Here is a 13,927-nt window from a genome sequence, read left to right on the forward strand (position 1 = left end):
CGGCAACCCACGTCAGTGCAGCGACACGCGCTCCTTCGCGCCCTTCTTGCGCACCCAGGCCTTGGGCTTGGGCGGCTCGGGGCGGACAGGCGTGGGAGCGGGCGTCTCCTCGCGAGCCTTGGAGGCCGCGCGGCCCCGCGGCAGCACCACGTCCGGCACCGACTGCGGCGAGGCGTCATCCACCCAGCTCGACGGCCTGCGGTCGCTCTTCACCAGCAGCCGCAGCTTCTGGTAGTGCGCCGAGCAATACCCCTTCGAGCGCGCGGGCCGCTTGCACCCGATGACGGCGCAACGACGGCCCTCCTCCACCGCGCGCGCCACGACGGCCGGGCCAGCGGGACGGCCCCGGGGCGCGGGAACCGCCGCGCTCGAGGCAGCCTCACGGGAAGCGGGCGCCACGGGAGCCTGACGCGCCACGGGAGCCTGACGTGCCACGGGAGCCTGACGCGCCACGGGAGCCTTACGGGCCGCGGGCGCGGCCTTGCCTCGTCCGGGGATGGGCAGCGACAATCCCGGCAGCGCCAGCTGCAGCGACTGCATGCGCGTGGCCAGGGGCGCCAGCCGGTGGATGATGTCCACGAGCTCCGGAACGATGTCCAGGCGCGCATCCATCCGCGTGATGGCCTTGTGCATGGGCGCCAGACGGGTCTTCAACTCCGCCTGCACCAGTTCTCGCAACGGTTTCTCGATCGACATACACACACCATATGCCACCCTGGGGGGCTGTCCGCCAGTCCGACCCACCGTATGGGGTCACTCTGTCGACCCGGCCACGCCTTCCCGCCGAATGCCCGGCCACTTCCGCCCGCTTTGAGGCATGGTCGGCGCCCGAGAGGATCCGCGAGACATGACCCACGACAAGACCGACTGGCTTTGCATCAACACCATCCGCACCCTCGCCATGGACGCGGTGGAACAGGCCCACTCCGGCCACCCGGGCGCCCCCATGGCGCTCGCGCCCGTGGCCTACCAGCTCTGGCAGCAGGAGCTGCGCTACGACCCCAACCACCCCATCTGGCCCAACCGCGACCGGTTCGTGCTCTCCAACGGGCACGCGTCCATGCTGCTCTACGCGCTGTTGCACCTCACGGGCGTGCGCCGCATCACCTCCGAATACACCGTGGAGGACCAGGCGGCGGTGTCGATCGAGGACATCAAGAAGTTCCGCCAGCTCGACAGCAGCACGCCCGGCCATCCCGAGTACCGCTGGACGAGCGGCGTGGAGACCACCACCGGCCCCCTGGGCCAGGGCGTCGCCAACTCCGTTGGCATGGCCATCGCCAGCCGCTGGCTCGCCGACAACTACAACCGCCCCGGCTTCGAGCTGTTCAACTACGACGTCTGGGCCCTGTGCGGTGATGGCGACTTGATGGAGGGCGTGTCCGCCGAGGCCGCCTCCGTCGCCGGCCACCTCAAGCTGCCCAACCTGTGCTGGGTCTACGACAGCAACCACATCAGCATCGACGGCAGCACGGACCTGGCCTTCACCGAGGACGTGGGCCGCCGCTTCGAGGCCTATGGCTGGCGCGTGCTCAAGGTCGCCGACGCCAATGACCTGAGCGCCCTGTCCAAGGCCTTCCGGACCTTCAAGGAAGAGCGCGGCCTGCCCACGCTCATCATCGTGACCAGCCGCATCGGCTTCGGCGCGCCCAAGAAGGAAGGCACCAAGGAGGCCCACGGCGAGGCCCTGGGCGCCGAGGAAATCAAGGGCGCCAAGCGCAACTACAACTGGCCCGAGGACGCCCAGTTCCTCGTGCCAGAGGGCGTGCGCGAGCGCTTCGCCGAGGGCGTGGGCGCGCGCGGCCAGAAGCTGCGCGGCGAGTGGGAGGCGCGCTTCGTCGAGTACAAGAAGCAGCACCCGGAGCTGGCCGAGCAACTGCAGCGCATGCAGAAGTACGAGCTGCCGGAGGGTTGGGACAAGGAACTGCCCGTGTTCCCCGCGGACGCCAAGGGCCTGGCCACGCGCGACTCGAGCGGCAAGGTGCTCAACGCCCTGGCGAAGAACTACCCGTGGCTCGTGGGCGGCTCGGCGGACCTGAACCCGTCCACCAAGACGTACCTGACAGGCTCCAGCCCGCTGCGGCCGGGCGAGTACGCGGGGCGCAACATCCACTACGGGGTGCGCGAGCACGCCATGGGCTCCATCACCAATGGCCTGACGCTCAGCCGCCTGCGCGCCTACAGCGCCACGTTCCTCATCTTCAGCGACTACGAGCGGCCCGCCATCCGCCTGTCGTCCATCATGGAGATTCCGAGCATCCACATCTTCACCCACGACTCCATCGGCGTGGGCGAGGACGGGCCCACGCACCAGCCCATCGAGCAGCTGGCGAGCCTGCGCGCCATTCCGGGCCTCATCGTGCTGCGCCCCGGCGACGCCAACGAGGTGACCGAGGCGTGGCGTGTCATCGCCCCGCTCAAGCACCAGCCGGTGGTGCTCGTGCTCACGCGCCAGGCGCTGCCCACGTTGGATCGCACGAAGTACGCCCCGGCCTCGGGCGTGGCCAAGGGCGCGTACATCCTCGCGGACAGCGAGGGCACGCCGGAGGTCATCCTCATCGGCACGGGCAGCGAGGTGACCCTGTGCGTGGAGGCCTACGAGAAGCTCACGAGCGAGGGCGTGAAGGCGCGCGTGGTGAGCATGCCCTCGTGGGAGCTGTTCGAGCAGCAGGACGCGGCCTACCAGGAGAAGGTCCTGCCCAAGGCCGTCACGGCGCGCGTGGCGGTGGAGCAGGCCGCGGCGTTCGGCTGGGAGCGCTGGGTGGGCCACACCGGCAAGGTGATTGGCATGCGCACCTTCGGCGCCTCCGCGCCCCTCAAGGCGCTGTTGCAGAAGTTCGGCTTCTCCACGGACAAGGTCATCGAGGCCGCCCGTGAGGTGATGAAGTCGGCCAAGAAGTAGTCACGCAAGTCCACGGCGCCGTCCCCGGGTGGCTGGGGACGGCGCGGCGCGTTCGAGGAACTTCATGGGATTCACGTTGGAGGTCTACAACTACCGCGCACTCCGCCAAGTGGACTGGAGCCCCTCGGGCGTCTGCGCCATCACGGGACCCAATGGCGCGGGGAAGACCACACTGCTGTCGGCCATCGAGTTCCTCCGGCACTTCCTCGAGCGCGGCGTTCAGGCAGCCATCGAGTTCTCTGGTGGGACCGCGAGCATCGTGAACCAGCACGCGCCGCATGAACGCATCCTGCTCCGGCTCTTCAGCGGCAACTGCCTCTGGGAAGTGCTCCCCCTGCTCAAATCGCCGTCCCTGGAAATCATCGAGCGGTTGGTGATCGACAAGAAGACCGTCGCTGCTCAAACGCCCTCGAAGAACCAAGCCTCCATCCTGGAGCGGGAAGTGGAGGTCTCGGGTGACTCGGTCTTCGGGCAGGCCATTCGCCTTATCCCGAGCGAACTGCGCGAGGCCGTGAAGCCGTTGCACGAACTCGTGTCGAACTTCCGGCTGTATCAAAACCTCCAGTTCTGGAACCTGCGGACCATCGGCTCGCCCGCCACGGCGGATCTGCACCTCCACTCGGATGGAGGCAATGCGTTCTCCCTCTTGCGCAACTGGAAGGCGGGACGCCGCGAACACGAGGAGCGCTGGCTGTTTGTCCGCGAGGGTCTGCGCGAGTGCTTCCCGGAACTCTTCGAGGATCTCGAGTTCCTCGCGGCGGGACAGACCGTCACGGTCCAGTTCTTCTTCAAGGGACTGCGTGAGCCGGTCGCGGCCTACTCGGCGCCCCATGGACTGCTCGTGGCCCTGCTGCACCTGTGCGCCATCGCCTCCGCGCCGGACCATGGCGCCGTGGCCATCGACGAGCCCGAGAACGGCTTGCACCCCTTCGCCATTCGGACCTTGTTGGAGCTCGCGCGGGCCCGCGCCGAGGCCCGGGATGTGACCATCCTCCTCGCGACCCACTCGCCCGTGGTGCTCAATACCTTCAATACGGAGCCTGGCCGCGTCTACATCATGGAGCCCGGGCACGACACCCTGCCCATCGCGCTGAGCGAGCACAGCGACCCGGAGTGGCTTTCCCACTTCGCGCTCGGCGACCTCTACAGCGATCAGTCCTTCGGCGCCCAGAAGCGCTCGCCTCCGTGACGCTCCGGGTCCAGCTCATCGTCACGGGCGAACTGGAGCAACTTGGGCTGCACCTGTCGCTCCGCAAGCTCTTCGCCCACACGGGTGCGGATGTGGAATTTCTCCGTCCGTTGAAGACCCAGGACTTCACCTCCAACCGCGTAGGCGCATTGCTCCCCCAGGAACAGGCCACACGCTCTCTCGCTGCGAAGCTCGCGGGGGCGCTGGTCGCATCGGTGTATCCCGGCCGGGGTGGCGACCTGCAAGCGGACCATGTCATCGCGGTGGACGACCTGGAGCTCTCCAACGCGGACCAGCCCGCACATGTCCTGGAGTACTTCCGCCACGCGGTGAAGGCGCACGTCGAGCAGCACTTCGCCTCGGAAGCCACTCGAACACGCGTGTACCAACGGCTCTGCGAGCATGGCTCCTTCCACCTGCTCAACCCCATGGTGGAGACCTACTTCTTCGGTGAGCCCGCCGCGCTCGTTCGTGCCAAGGCCCACCTGGCGCCCAATCGCTTCGCTCCCGAACGAGACCTGGAGGACTTCGAGGTGGAGGATCCGGCCTATCTCGCTCCCGCGCCCTCCACGGCCCCCTGGAAGCGAGAGCCGCGTCACCGCCACCCCAAGCATTACGTCCAATACCTGTGCGACCCCATCGGTACGCGCCTGCGCGCCTATCGTGAGACGCATGAAGGCTTCGATGCCCTCCAGGTGCTCGACTGGACCGAGGTCCTCCGGGAGGAGTCAGGGGCGTCCTTCGCACGTGCCCTCGTCGATGACCTCGCCGACGCCTTGAACGTGCCGTCCCCCTGTCCTGGGAAGTGCGCCCCCCTCACCACGCGCAAGGGTGGCGGGCTGCTGCGCAACATCTGAGCGGCACCCCAATGGCCTATGCTCGTGTGCCCGTCATGACCCACCCCTCCGAGCCCATCGACGCTCATCCGCCCCGCTCGTGGCGCCACTTCGTTGCCTATCTCGGCCTCGGCTGGGGACTGCTCGAGCTGAGCGCCATGGCGTGGGCCTGCCTCCAGAGTTTCGTCCAATGGGAGTATGATCCCGTCGCGCTCCTGACGCTGTTGGCCTCCCTCGCCGTCATCGGCGTGACCCTCGGGCTGCCGGGCCGCCTCATCCTCTCCCGGAATCGGCGCTCCTCCGGCGCCGCGTATCTCGCCTCCGCAAGCCTCACCACCCTCTCCGCGGTCCTCCTGCTGGTCCTCTACCAGTTCGCGCGACGACTCATCCACGGCCCCAGCATCGAGAGCGAGCACCCCGAGCAGGACGAGAGAATGCTCCTCGTTCTGGTCGCGGCCGCGCTCGTGCGCCTCGCGATGCTGCCCGCCCTGGCGTCCCATTTCTTCGCGCGCCGCCATTCCTCATCAAGGGCAGCCTCCGGGTACACGCCATGACGACGCGCACGCCGGACCTTCACCTGTCCCCGGACCCACTGCACATGTTGCACGATCAGGCGCGCGCCCCCGGGGCGGGCCCGGAGGACATCGACGCGCTCATCGCCGAGTGCGCCCGATTTCTCTCCTCCGAGGAGGACAAGCGCGAGCGCGCGAAGGTGTTGCACGCGCTCCTCGAGGACACCTTCATCGAAGGCGTCGCGGGAAGCGATGGACGGAGGGTGGACGTGACCGCTGCACACGCCCTCGTGGCCCTGGGAGAGACCTATGCGCGGGAGCTGTCCCCCTGGGAGCGGCGTCTCCTGACGGAAGCCCCTACCGTCCGGGCTTCCCCGGGCACAGGGAGGAAGCCGGCTCCGTCCTTCTTGAAGAACCTCCTCGCCCAGCGAATGCGTGTCGGAGCGCTCGCCCTGTGCTGGGCGGTGATTGAGGCCACTGTCCTGACGCACGAGCTCGGCGACCTCGTCGGCAGCGAGGGCGTCATGGCCGGAGCGCTAATGACTCTTGTCCTGGTCGTCTTCCCTGCCCTCGCGATCCTGGTCGAGCCGAGGCCTGGCAACCTCGCGCTGCACGTCATTCCCATCGTGCTCGGCATCCTCGGCATCGTCGGGCTCACTCCCCCCTTTGTCATGCTGATGGTCCCCCTGTTCTTCATCGGCCTCAGCTACGGCGGCTCGTCGGGCATCGATGTTGCCCTCCTGTCCGTCCTGGCCCTCCTGGCCCTCCTGGTCCGGCTCGGCCTCGTGTACAGCCTCATCCTCGCGAGGCGCTCGCTTCGGCGCTCGCGCGGCTCCACTTGAAGGGTCTGAGGTCTCCTTGGCGGTAGGACGTGCCCGGGCGGACACCGGGAAGGCAGACACTCCGCCTCCGCGCTCCGGGCCTCGCTCCACCCCGTTGACGCCGCGCGCCCTCCAGCACAGGGGACCTCCGGAGCCTCCGACCCGTCACCCTCCCGCCCATCCACAATCCCCCTTCCGCTCGAAATCAGACGCCTTCGGCCCCAGGTGCCATGGACGGAGACGATGTGGATGTTGGTCATGAGGAGACCGACATTTCGTGTTGCAAGCCACGCCGTCCGCGAACAGTCCTCAGGAGTCCCGCCCTCCGCCCGTCCCAGGAGGACTCGCATGAGTTCCCTGGCGACCCTGCTCGACACCCAACGCGAGGAAGTGCTGCGCCGTTGGAACGAGGCCCTGCGCGGACGGACCGCGCCTCCCGGGGACCTCACCCCTCCCATTCCACTCCCGGAACTGCTCACCGCCCTGGTGCTCGCCATGAGCGAGCGGCACACGCCAGACGAACACCGGCCGCTCGCTCCCCCTTGGCTCCAGGAGGAAGTCGGCCTCGACTCCCTGGTGGAGGCATATGACGCCCTGGGCGAGGTGGTGTCGGAACTCCTGCGGGAATCCAGTGTCTCGCCCTCCCCGGCGGACCTGCGCGTGCTCACGCGCTTCATCACCACGGGCATCTCCCAGGCACTGAGTGCTGGCGCCTCGCAAGCGCGGCGGATGCGCGACGAGCGGGAGAGAGAACGGCTGCTCGCGAGCGAGAAGGCCTCACGCCAGGAGGCCGAGGAGGCAAACCGGCTCAAGGATGAATTCCTCGTCACGGTGAGTCACGAGCTGCGCACGCCCCTCACGGCCATGCTCGGCTGGGTCCAGGTGCTGCGCAACGGCAACATCCCCCCGGAGAAGCGCGAGCGGGCCCTGGAGACCATCGAGCGCAACGCCCGCGCGCAAGGCCAGCTCATCGAGGACCTGCTCGACGTGAGCCGCATCATGTCCGGCAAGCTCAAGCTGGCCGTGGAGCCCGTGGAGGTGAGCGCCGTGGTGGAGCAGGCGCTCGAGTCGGTGCGGCCCGCCGCGGATGCCAAGGGGCTGCGGCTGCAGACGGCCCTGGACTCCACGAGCAGCGTCATGGGGGATGCGCACCGGCTGCAGCAGGTGGTGTGGAACCTCCTGTCCAACGCGGTGAAGTTCACCCCCAAGGGCGGGCGCGTGCAGGTCTTCATCGAGCGGCGTGACTCCTCGGTGGAAATCACCGTGGCGGACACCGGGCCGGGCATCTCCCCGGACTTCCTGCCCCACATCTTCGAGCGCTTCCGCCAGGCCGAGGGCACCCTCACCCGGAGGGCGGGAGGGCTCGGCCTGGGCCTGTCCATCGTCAAGCAACTGGTGGAGATGCATGGCGGCACGGTGAATGCGTTCAGCGCGGGCGTGGGCAAGGGCACCACCATGACGGTGCGCCTGCCCCTGTCCGTGGCGCTGCGCCGCGAGGTGGACGTGCCGCCCTCGCTCCGCAACGCCCACGGGGGGATTCAATGCCCCCCGGAGCTCACCGGCCTGCGCGTGCTCATCGTGGATGACGAGCAGGACACGCGGGAACTCCTGCGCACCCTCCTGGAGGGTTGCAACGTCCAGGTGAGCACCGCGGCGACCGTGGACGAGTGCCTCGCGCGCTTGAAGGAGGAGCGGCCCGACGTGCTCGTCTCGGACATCGGCATGCCCGGCGAGGACGGCTACTCGCTCATCGCCCGGTTGCGCGCGCTGTCCCCCTCGGAAGGAGGCCGCACCCCGACCATCGCGCTCACCGCCTACGCGCGCGTGGAGGATCGCACCCGCGTGCTGCTCGCGGGCTTCCACAGCCACGTGCCCAAACCCGTGGAGCCCGTGGAGCTGCTCGCGGTGCTCGCGTCCCTGTCGGGCCGCTTCGGAGCCGTCCGCCCGTGACGCGCGGGGCTCAGGGGACGCGGGCGAAGTGCTCGCGCAAGAGGGCGTTCACCTCGGCGGCGAGCTGCAGGGTGACGCCGTGGGACGCGCGGGGAATCTCCACGAAGCGCGCTCCGGGAATGCCCTCGGCGAGCGCCCGGCCCAGACGCGGCGGCGCGATGGGGTCCGCGGTGGCGCTCACCACCAGGGTGGGCAGGCCAGCGAGTTCCCCCAGCCGGGCCCGGGCGTCATAGGCCCCCATCGCGGACATCTGCTTCATCGTCACCGGGGGCGAGTCCGCCAGATCATGGCCGAACACCCGTCCGAGGCGCTCGGCGAGGGCGTCCTCATCGGCGCTGGCGAGGACCTCGGGGGGCATCACGATGCGCAGGAAGGCGCGGCGGCGCTGGGCGCGCGTGCCGACACGCGAGCGCAGCCCCAGCCACATCATCCCGAGCGAGGGCCGGGTCACATCCTGGCCCCGGGCGAAGGTGCACAGCAGGGACAGGCTGCGCACGCGCGGGCGCGCCGTCAGCGCGAGGTGCTGGGCGATGAGACCGCCGAGCGAGTGGCCCACGACGTGCGCGGACTCCCAGCCCTGGGCATCCATCAACGCCCGCGCGTCCTCGGCCATGCGCGCGACACTCAACGCGCCCGTGAGTGGCTGGCTGCTCCCCAGGCCCCGGTTGTCGAACCAGAGGCAGCGGTGGTGGGCCGCGAGTCCATCCACCTGCGGGCGCCAGGCCTCGCCCTGGACCGCCACGCCCTGGATGAACAGCACCGGAGGCCCCGCGCCCTCGACGCCGTAGGACAATCGACAGCCCTCGTGCACCCACGACAGCGTCTCGAACATGGACGGAAGGCTATCCCAGTTGCATCCCGGCCGAGCCACCGCACATTGCTCTTATAAGGAGGAGACACCATGCCCCGTGGCGACAAGAGCAAGTACACCGACAAACAGAAGAGGAAGGCCGAGCACATCGAGGAGGGCTACATCGAGCACGGGACGCCGCCCAAGATCGCCGCGGCACGAGCCTGGGCCACGGTAAACGCCGAGTCCGGAGGAGGCGAGAAGCCCGGAGGCTCGGGGCATGGCAAGCCGGAGTCACACAAGTCCTCGCGGCGCGGCGGGAGGATCAGCATGGGCAAGCGCACCTCGGCGCAGCGCTCCCAGGCGGCGAAGAAGGCCGCGGCCACGCGCAAGAGCAAGTCCGTCAAGCGCAGCCAGGCCGCCAAGCGGGCCGCCGCCAAACGCCCGGCGGCGAAGCGCGCCACGACGAAGCGCACCACGACGAAACGGACGAGTTCGCGCAAGCGCTCGTGAGCGAGAAGGAGAGCGGCACATGACGAAGCCCAAGAACAGCCTCGTGGCCAACATCAACCGCCGCAAGAAGGCGGGGACCTCTCGTCCCAAGAGCAAATCCACGGTGGGCAAGAAGGCCTACAAGAACATGGAGCGGGGCTGGGGCAAGACGGCCCGGAAGAAGACGGCCAAGAAGAAGACCGCGACGAAGGGGCGCTCGCGCAAGAGCCACGGCTGAGCCACGGGACAGGTGCCGAGCGGACGCTCGCTCCGTGTGGCTGTCGTTCCCGTACCGAGGTCCTATCTTGAGGAGGAAAGGAGTCTGACGCCATGGCGAAACAACAGAGTCCGAATCCGAATCAATCGAATGATGATCGGTCAAAGACCCTCAATTCCGAACATCCCCAGCATCAAGCCGCGCTGGATGAACATTCCCGCCGAGGGAACATCCAGGGCCCGGGCAACGAAAAGACGGGCGCCATCCGGCCCTCCAACGTCCCAGGCGAAGGCCGGTAGCGGTACAGCCCAAACGGGCCGAGCCTGTTGGGGTTCGGCCCGCCAGCCAGCACGTTCGCGGCGACATCTTTCCTGCACTAAAAATAATACTGTGTTCGGCTCCGTGATCATGGTAAAATAACGGGCAATGAACTTTTTGAAGTCACGCCCTTGGCTGGTGTCCCTGCTTTGCTTGGCGTGTGTGCCCGCTCAGCATCAGGATCCACAGCTCTGGCGACCCGCTCCAGGAACGCAGCCTGACAGCATCCCTGGACCGGTGGTGGACTTCGGCCCATTCGATGACTTCTCGGACGCCCTCGAGGCAGCCTGTCCGCTGATCCTCTCGAAACCCAATGCATCCGTCGGCCACCTCCCAGGCAGCGACCGGCAGCTCGCCCTGAGAGTATCCACGGAGTACTGTGCCTGGCTCTATTACACGCCCGATCGCAAATACGAACTGAGCATGCTGACCGATACACCCGTACCGGGCAGCTCCTTCCGGGGAGAAACACGCTGTCTGTTGCCGCCAGACGTGAATGACAGCCGCTATCCCCCGAGCAGCATCAAATACATCTTCATTCTTCACAATCACCCCTTCGCCACGAGCATCTCCTCCGGAGACATCCGCTTCGCGGCGGCCATGACCCATGCCCATGCACTGCTCGCCGATGTGGGCAACAGGAAGATTCCCCTCTCCGTCATCGCGTTCTTCGCGAACCCCGCGAATGAAGCGAACTCCCGCTGCGGCGGCTTCTACCAATACATTCCCGCGACCCGCGAACTGCTGAAGTGGGTCCACTCCAACGGTGATTGGGATGGAGTCCGGCTCGGACGAGTCGAATGGACCAGTGACACGAAGTTCGACATCATCAAAGAACGGTGACCTCACCCACCGCATCCCCCACGGGCAAGACATGCGCATCCGAATCCTCTCCTTCACGCCCGTCATCTTGCTCGCGAGCTGTGCCTTGTTCCGGCACGCATCCACCGTCCAGGTTCCCGTCGGGGATGACCCGTCCATTGCATTTCCTCCATTCTTCGACCAAGACGCCATCGATGTCGGAGCGAGCAACAGTCCCTATGAGTTGAGTGGAGAAGCGCTTCGCGCACTCTCCATCGCCGCGGAGGACTTCCGGCCGTCAGGAGAGGAAGGGCTGCCCTGCCAGTACAGGAAGGAAGCGCAGACATACCGGCTCATCCGCCAAGGAGACATCTTCTTCATCTCCATCCACGAGAACCTGGCTCATTGTGGCCATGAATACCCAGCGCTCGACTCCGGTGTGAGATACGCCATCAGCAGGGACGGCCGGATTCTCCGGCGTCTGTTCGACGGACAGCCCGAATACCCGGATTCGCTGACGGGGCCTGATGACAGCGGCCACTGGTTCAAGGGGGAACTCGGCGCGTCGCCCACCTTCGACGGCGGAACCACGCCGGACGCCGGATAGGGTCCCTCACTCCGGGCCGAGCGTGCCCTCGAGCAGGGGGGCCAGTTGCTCGCGCCGCGCCTCCCATTCGGGCCGCACCAGACCCCATACCTGTTGATCCTTGCGCCGCCCCTCGATGAGGTAGTGCCCGCGCATCACGCCCTCCAACGAGAAGCCGAGCTTGCGCGCCACGCCCTGTGACGCGTGGTTGTCCACCGCCGTGGTGAGCCAGACGCGGTGCAGGAAGGGCCAGTCGAAGAGCCGCGCCACCACGGCCGCCACCGCCCGCGTCCCCAATCCCCGTCCGTGATACGCGCTGTGGAGCATGTAGCCCACCTCCACCCGGCCGTGGAACCGCGACAGCTCCCGCGCGGACACCGTCCCGATGAGGCGATCCTCCCACTCCACCATCCAGCGGAAGCTCGTGGCCTTGGGATCGCCCAGGTTCGAGCTCGACTCCGCCAGACGCTTGAGCAGCGACTCGCGCGAGGCCGGCTCCAACGGCATCAGACGCCGGGAGGCGGGCTCCTCGCGCATCGCCCACCACGCGTCCACGTGCTCGGGCCGGGCGGGAATCAGACGCAGGGGCGTACTCGCCGTCATGGGCCAGCACCCTACTCCATGCCTCCCCCTTGCCCAGCGGCCAGACGAGCGGGCCCTCGCTGCACGATGGGGAGAGGCACCCCACTATCCCGCTCACACCACAGGGAGGGAACACACATGACGAAGACCAAACTGTTGCTGGCGGGTCTGCTGACGGGTGCGGTGGCTTTCGGCGCGGGCTGCAAGACGGACACGGCGTCCCGGAGCGGCACCCAGCAGTCCACGCCGCCGGCGCCGGACACGGGCACGGGTGGCACCGGCTTCGACACGCCTCAGTCCATGCCCCCGTCCGACACCACCCCCATCGAGGGCGACACGGGCACGCGTGAGCGCGAGCCCGACGTGCACCGGGCGCCGCCCCTCGATGAGCCGGGCACGGGCGGCTCCGGCACGCTGCCGGACAGTGATGGCCTCGAACCGGATGGGCTCGGCCAGGACAACCTCGACGCACCGGTCGTCCCGGACTCCAATGACGCGCCCATCAACGATGGGATGATGAACAACGGCACGAGCGTGCCCCAGAAGTAGGCCGCCCGGCATGACGAGGGGCCCTCGGGAGCACTCCCGGGGGCCCCGTCGTTCTTCAGCGCGGAGGCTTGAGGGAGTCCGGCAGACCCGGGCCCTCGGGAGGCCGCTCCGAGGCCGCCCCCGGAGTGCCCGGAGGCCGCAGCTCCGCGGGCAGGCCGGACGCGGCCGGAGCCGTGCCCGGGTCGTCCGGGGACGAAGGAGGCTCCGCGGGGCAGGCACACAACAAGGACACCGCCGACAGGATGATCCAGGAACGCATCGCGAACACCCTCCTCGCCGTCAGTAGCGGACCCAGATGTCGGTGTCGGGGTGGATCTCCCGGAGCACCTGGGTGTTGGGCTCCTTCGCGATGAGGTCGGAGATGGGGGCGCTGGGGCTGTAGGCGGCGTTGCCCGACCAGACGATCTGCGCGTCATGGAAGACGCTCAGGTCATGCACGTGCTGCGTCACCGTGTACTTGTTCCATCCGGGCGTGCGCGCGGGGAGCACGAAGAGCGCGGGGGCGGGAAGCGCCGTGTCCTCGGCCAGATGGCCCCCGTGGTCCGAGCCGGTCCCCACCCACTCCTGCGTCACCACGGTGCCGTCGGCCTTGCGGCAGCTCTGCACGGTGGGGAAGTAGAGCGTGGTGAAGGGAACGTTGGGCAGCGCGGCGCGCAGGGTGAACTTGTAGAACTGGCTGTCCTCCGCGAGCACGTCGGCGTCGGCCTTCGTCCACGTCACCGCCGTCACCCGGCCATTCGCGTCCTTGGACACCACGGCCTTGCCGAACGCCGAGGAGATCGGCCGCACGCCGCCCACGCCCTCGGGAATGCGCACCTCGATGCGGAAGGTGTCGAGCCCCTCGCACCCGTGGCCCACGGCGAAGGAGAGCTCCTGCGTGGTGGCCGCGATCGCGGGCGTCCCCGTGGACAGGCCGATATGCGCCTCGGCCACGTGGCTCAACAGGAAGACCGCGACCGCGGACAACGAACTGGCTTGAACCTTCATCCGTGCACCTCCAGGCGGAAAAACGTGGGGTGCCTTCTACGGAGCGGGGCCGTCCCTCGGAATGAGACATGTTGTCGCACCCACTCCGGATGTTCTGCTCACGTCACGGCACGGGCGGCGAGGCCTCACGCGCCACGGACTCCTCCTGGCGCTTCCGAGCGGCGGCCTCCAGGTTGCCCAGCGCGTGCTGGAAGTGCGCCCCGAGCGAGTCGTTGATCGTCCCCAAAGTCCTCCACGAGGGGATGGATGTGCTCGGGCGCGGCGTCGATGAGCACCGAGCGCTCCACGTGCCACTGCCTCGGCAACACCAGGCCCACGCCCACCAACACCGCCACGAGCCCCACCAGCCCGAGCGCCCCACGCTTCATGATCTTCTTCACTGTGTTGTCTCCCTG

At 68.1% G+C, this 13,927-nt stretch carries 18 protein-coding genes; 12 read left to right on the forward strand and 6 right to left on the reverse strand.

Annotated elements, in window-relative coordinates; genetic code table 11:
• Window positions 1-12 precede the first annotated feature (12 nt).
• Window positions 13-696: a cell wall protein gene (locus MEBOL_RS15165; protein WP_095978098.1), complete on the reverse strand. Its 684-nt coding sequence runs from the start codon at window positions 694-696 to the stop codon at window positions 13-15.
• Between the two features lie 151 nt (window positions 697-847).
• Here MEBOL_RS15165 and tkt point away from each other — a divergent pair, with 151 nt between their 5' ends.
• The 6 genes from tkt to MEBOL_RS15195 all read left to right on the forward strand — a co-directional run bounded on the left by tkt (window position 848) and on the right by MEBOL_RS15195 (window position 8,210).
• The gene (gene tkt / locus MEBOL_RS15170) at window positions 848-2,902 is read left to right on the forward strand and encodes a transketolase (RefSeq protein WP_095982802.1); all 2,055 of its coding nucleotides are present in this window, start codon (window positions 848-850) and stop codon (window positions 2,900-2,902) included.
• 64 nt (window positions 2,903-2,966) lie between these two features.
• Window positions 2,967-4,091 (forward strand): AAA family ATPase, encoded by a 1,125-nt coding sequence (locus MEBOL_RS15175; protein WP_095978099.1) that lies wholly within the window; start codon window positions 2,967-2,969, stop codon window positions 4,089-4,091.
• Complete coding sequence (locus MEBOL_RS15180) at window positions 4,088-4,948, forward strand: hypothetical protein (RefSeq protein ID WP_095978100.1); 861 nt, start codon at window positions 4,088-4,090, stop codon at window positions 4,946-4,948. The genes MEBOL_RS15175 and MEBOL_RS15180 overlap by 4 nt, the downstream gene beginning before the upstream one ends.
• Before the next feature lie 11 nt (window positions 4,949-4,959).
• Window positions 4,960-5,481, forward strand: coding sequence for a hypothetical protein (locus MEBOL_RS15185; protein WP_095978101.1), 522 nt, complete (start codon window positions 4,960-4,962; stop codon window positions 5,479-5,481).
• Window positions 5,478-6,281, forward strand: a complete 804-nt coding sequence (locus tag MEBOL_RS15190; RefSeq protein WP_095978102.1) for a hypothetical protein — start codon at window positions 5,478-5,480, stop codon at window positions 6,279-6,281. The genes MEBOL_RS15185 and MEBOL_RS15190 overlap by 4 nt, the downstream gene beginning before the upstream one ends.
• 327 nt (window positions 6,282-6,608) lie before the next feature.
• Complete coding sequence (locus MEBOL_RS15195) at window positions 6,609-8,210, forward strand: hybrid sensor histidine kinase/response regulator (RefSeq protein WP_095978103.1); 1,602 nt, start codon at window positions 6,609-6,611, stop codon at window positions 8,208-8,210.
• 10 nt (window positions 8,211-8,220) lie between these two features.
• On the opposite strand, the gene MEBOL_RS15200 is transcribed toward MEBOL_RS15195, so the two are convergent.
• Window positions 8,221-9,042, reverse strand: coding sequence for an alpha/beta fold hydrolase (locus MEBOL_RS15200; RefSeq protein WP_095978104.1), 822 nt, complete (start codon window positions 9,040-9,042; stop codon window positions 8,221-8,223).
• Between the two features lie 69 nt (window positions 9,043-9,111).
• On the opposite strand from MEBOL_RS15200, the gene MEBOL_RS15205 reads away from it, so the two are divergent.
• From MEBOL_RS15205 to MEBOL_RS15220, 5 genes are all read left to right on the forward strand, one after another.
• A complete protein-coding gene (locus MEBOL_RS15205; RefSeq protein WP_095978105.1) occupies window positions 9,112-9,513 on the forward strand; it encodes a plasmid stabilization protein in 402 nt (133 codons plus the stop codon).
• 19 nt (window positions 9,514-9,532) lie between these two features.
• On the forward strand, window positions 9,533-9,730 hold the full coding sequence (locus MEBOL_RS15210; protein WP_095978106.1) for a hypothetical protein: 198 nt from the start codon (window positions 9,533-9,535) through the stop codon (window positions 9,728-9,730).
• Window positions 9,731-9,822: 92 nt separating this feature from the next.
• The gene (locus tag MEBOL_RS42300) at window positions 9,823-10,008 is read left to right on the forward strand and encodes a hypothetical protein (protein ID WP_218920906.1); all 186 of its coding nucleotides are present in this window, start codon (window positions 9,823-9,825) and stop codon (window positions 10,006-10,008) included.
• Between the two features lie 259 nt (window positions 10,009-10,267).
• Window positions 10,268-10,870, forward strand: coding sequence for a hypothetical protein (locus MEBOL_RS15215; RefSeq protein ID WP_157774984.1), 603 nt, complete (start codon window positions 10,268-10,270; stop codon window positions 10,868-10,870).
• Window positions 10,871-10,901: 31 nt separating this feature from the next.
• On the forward strand, window positions 10,902-11,435 hold the full coding sequence (locus MEBOL_RS15220) for a hypothetical protein (protein WP_095978108.1): 534 nt from the start codon (window positions 10,902-10,904) through the stop codon (window positions 11,433-11,435).
• 6 nt (window positions 11,436-11,441) lie between these two features.
• Here the strand turns inward: MEBOL_RS15220 and MEBOL_RS15225 are convergent, their stop codons facing one another.
• Window positions 11,442-12,017: a GNAT family N-acetyltransferase gene (locus MEBOL_RS15225; protein WP_095978109.1), complete on the reverse strand. Its 576-nt coding sequence runs from the start codon at window positions 12,015-12,017 to the stop codon at window positions 11,442-11,444.
• A gap of 117 nt (window positions 12,018-12,134) precedes the next feature.
• On the opposite strand from MEBOL_RS15225, the gene MEBOL_RS15230 reads away from it, so the two are divergent.
• Window positions 12,135-12,545 (forward strand): hypothetical protein, encoded by a 411-nt coding sequence (locus MEBOL_RS15230; RefSeq protein WP_095978110.1) that lies wholly within the window; start codon window positions 12,135-12,137, stop codon window positions 12,543-12,545.
• Window positions 12,546-12,600: 55 nt separating this feature from the next.
• Here MEBOL_RS15230 and MEBOL_RS15235 read toward each other — a convergent pair whose 3' ends face one another.
• From MEBOL_RS15235 to MEBOL_RS41135, 3 genes are all read right to left on the reverse strand, one after another.
• Window positions 12,601-12,804, reverse strand: a complete 204-nt coding sequence (locus MEBOL_RS15235; protein ID WP_095978111.1) for a hypothetical protein — start codon at window positions 12,802-12,804, stop codon at window positions 12,601-12,603.
• A 20-nt stretch (window positions 12,805-12,824) separates the two neighbouring features.
• On the reverse strand, window positions 12,825-13,532 hold the full coding sequence (locus MEBOL_RS15240) for a YcnI family copper-binding membrane protein (RefSeq protein WP_095978112.1): 708 nt from the start codon (window positions 13,530-13,532) through the stop codon (window positions 12,825-12,827).
• A 125-nt stretch (window positions 13,533-13,657) separates the two neighbouring features.
• The gene (locus MEBOL_RS41135) at window positions 13,658-13,912 is read right to left on the reverse strand and encodes a hypothetical protein (protein ID WP_157774986.1); all 255 of its coding nucleotides are present in this window, start codon (window positions 13,910-13,912) and stop codon (window positions 13,658-13,660) included.
• Window positions 13,913-13,927 lie beyond the last annotated feature (15 nt).

The organism is Melittangium boletus DSM 14713, assembly GCF_002305855.1.
Taxonomy (GTDB): domain Bacteria; phylum Myxococcota; class Myxococcia; order Myxococcales; family Myxococcaceae; genus Cystobacter; species Cystobacter boletus.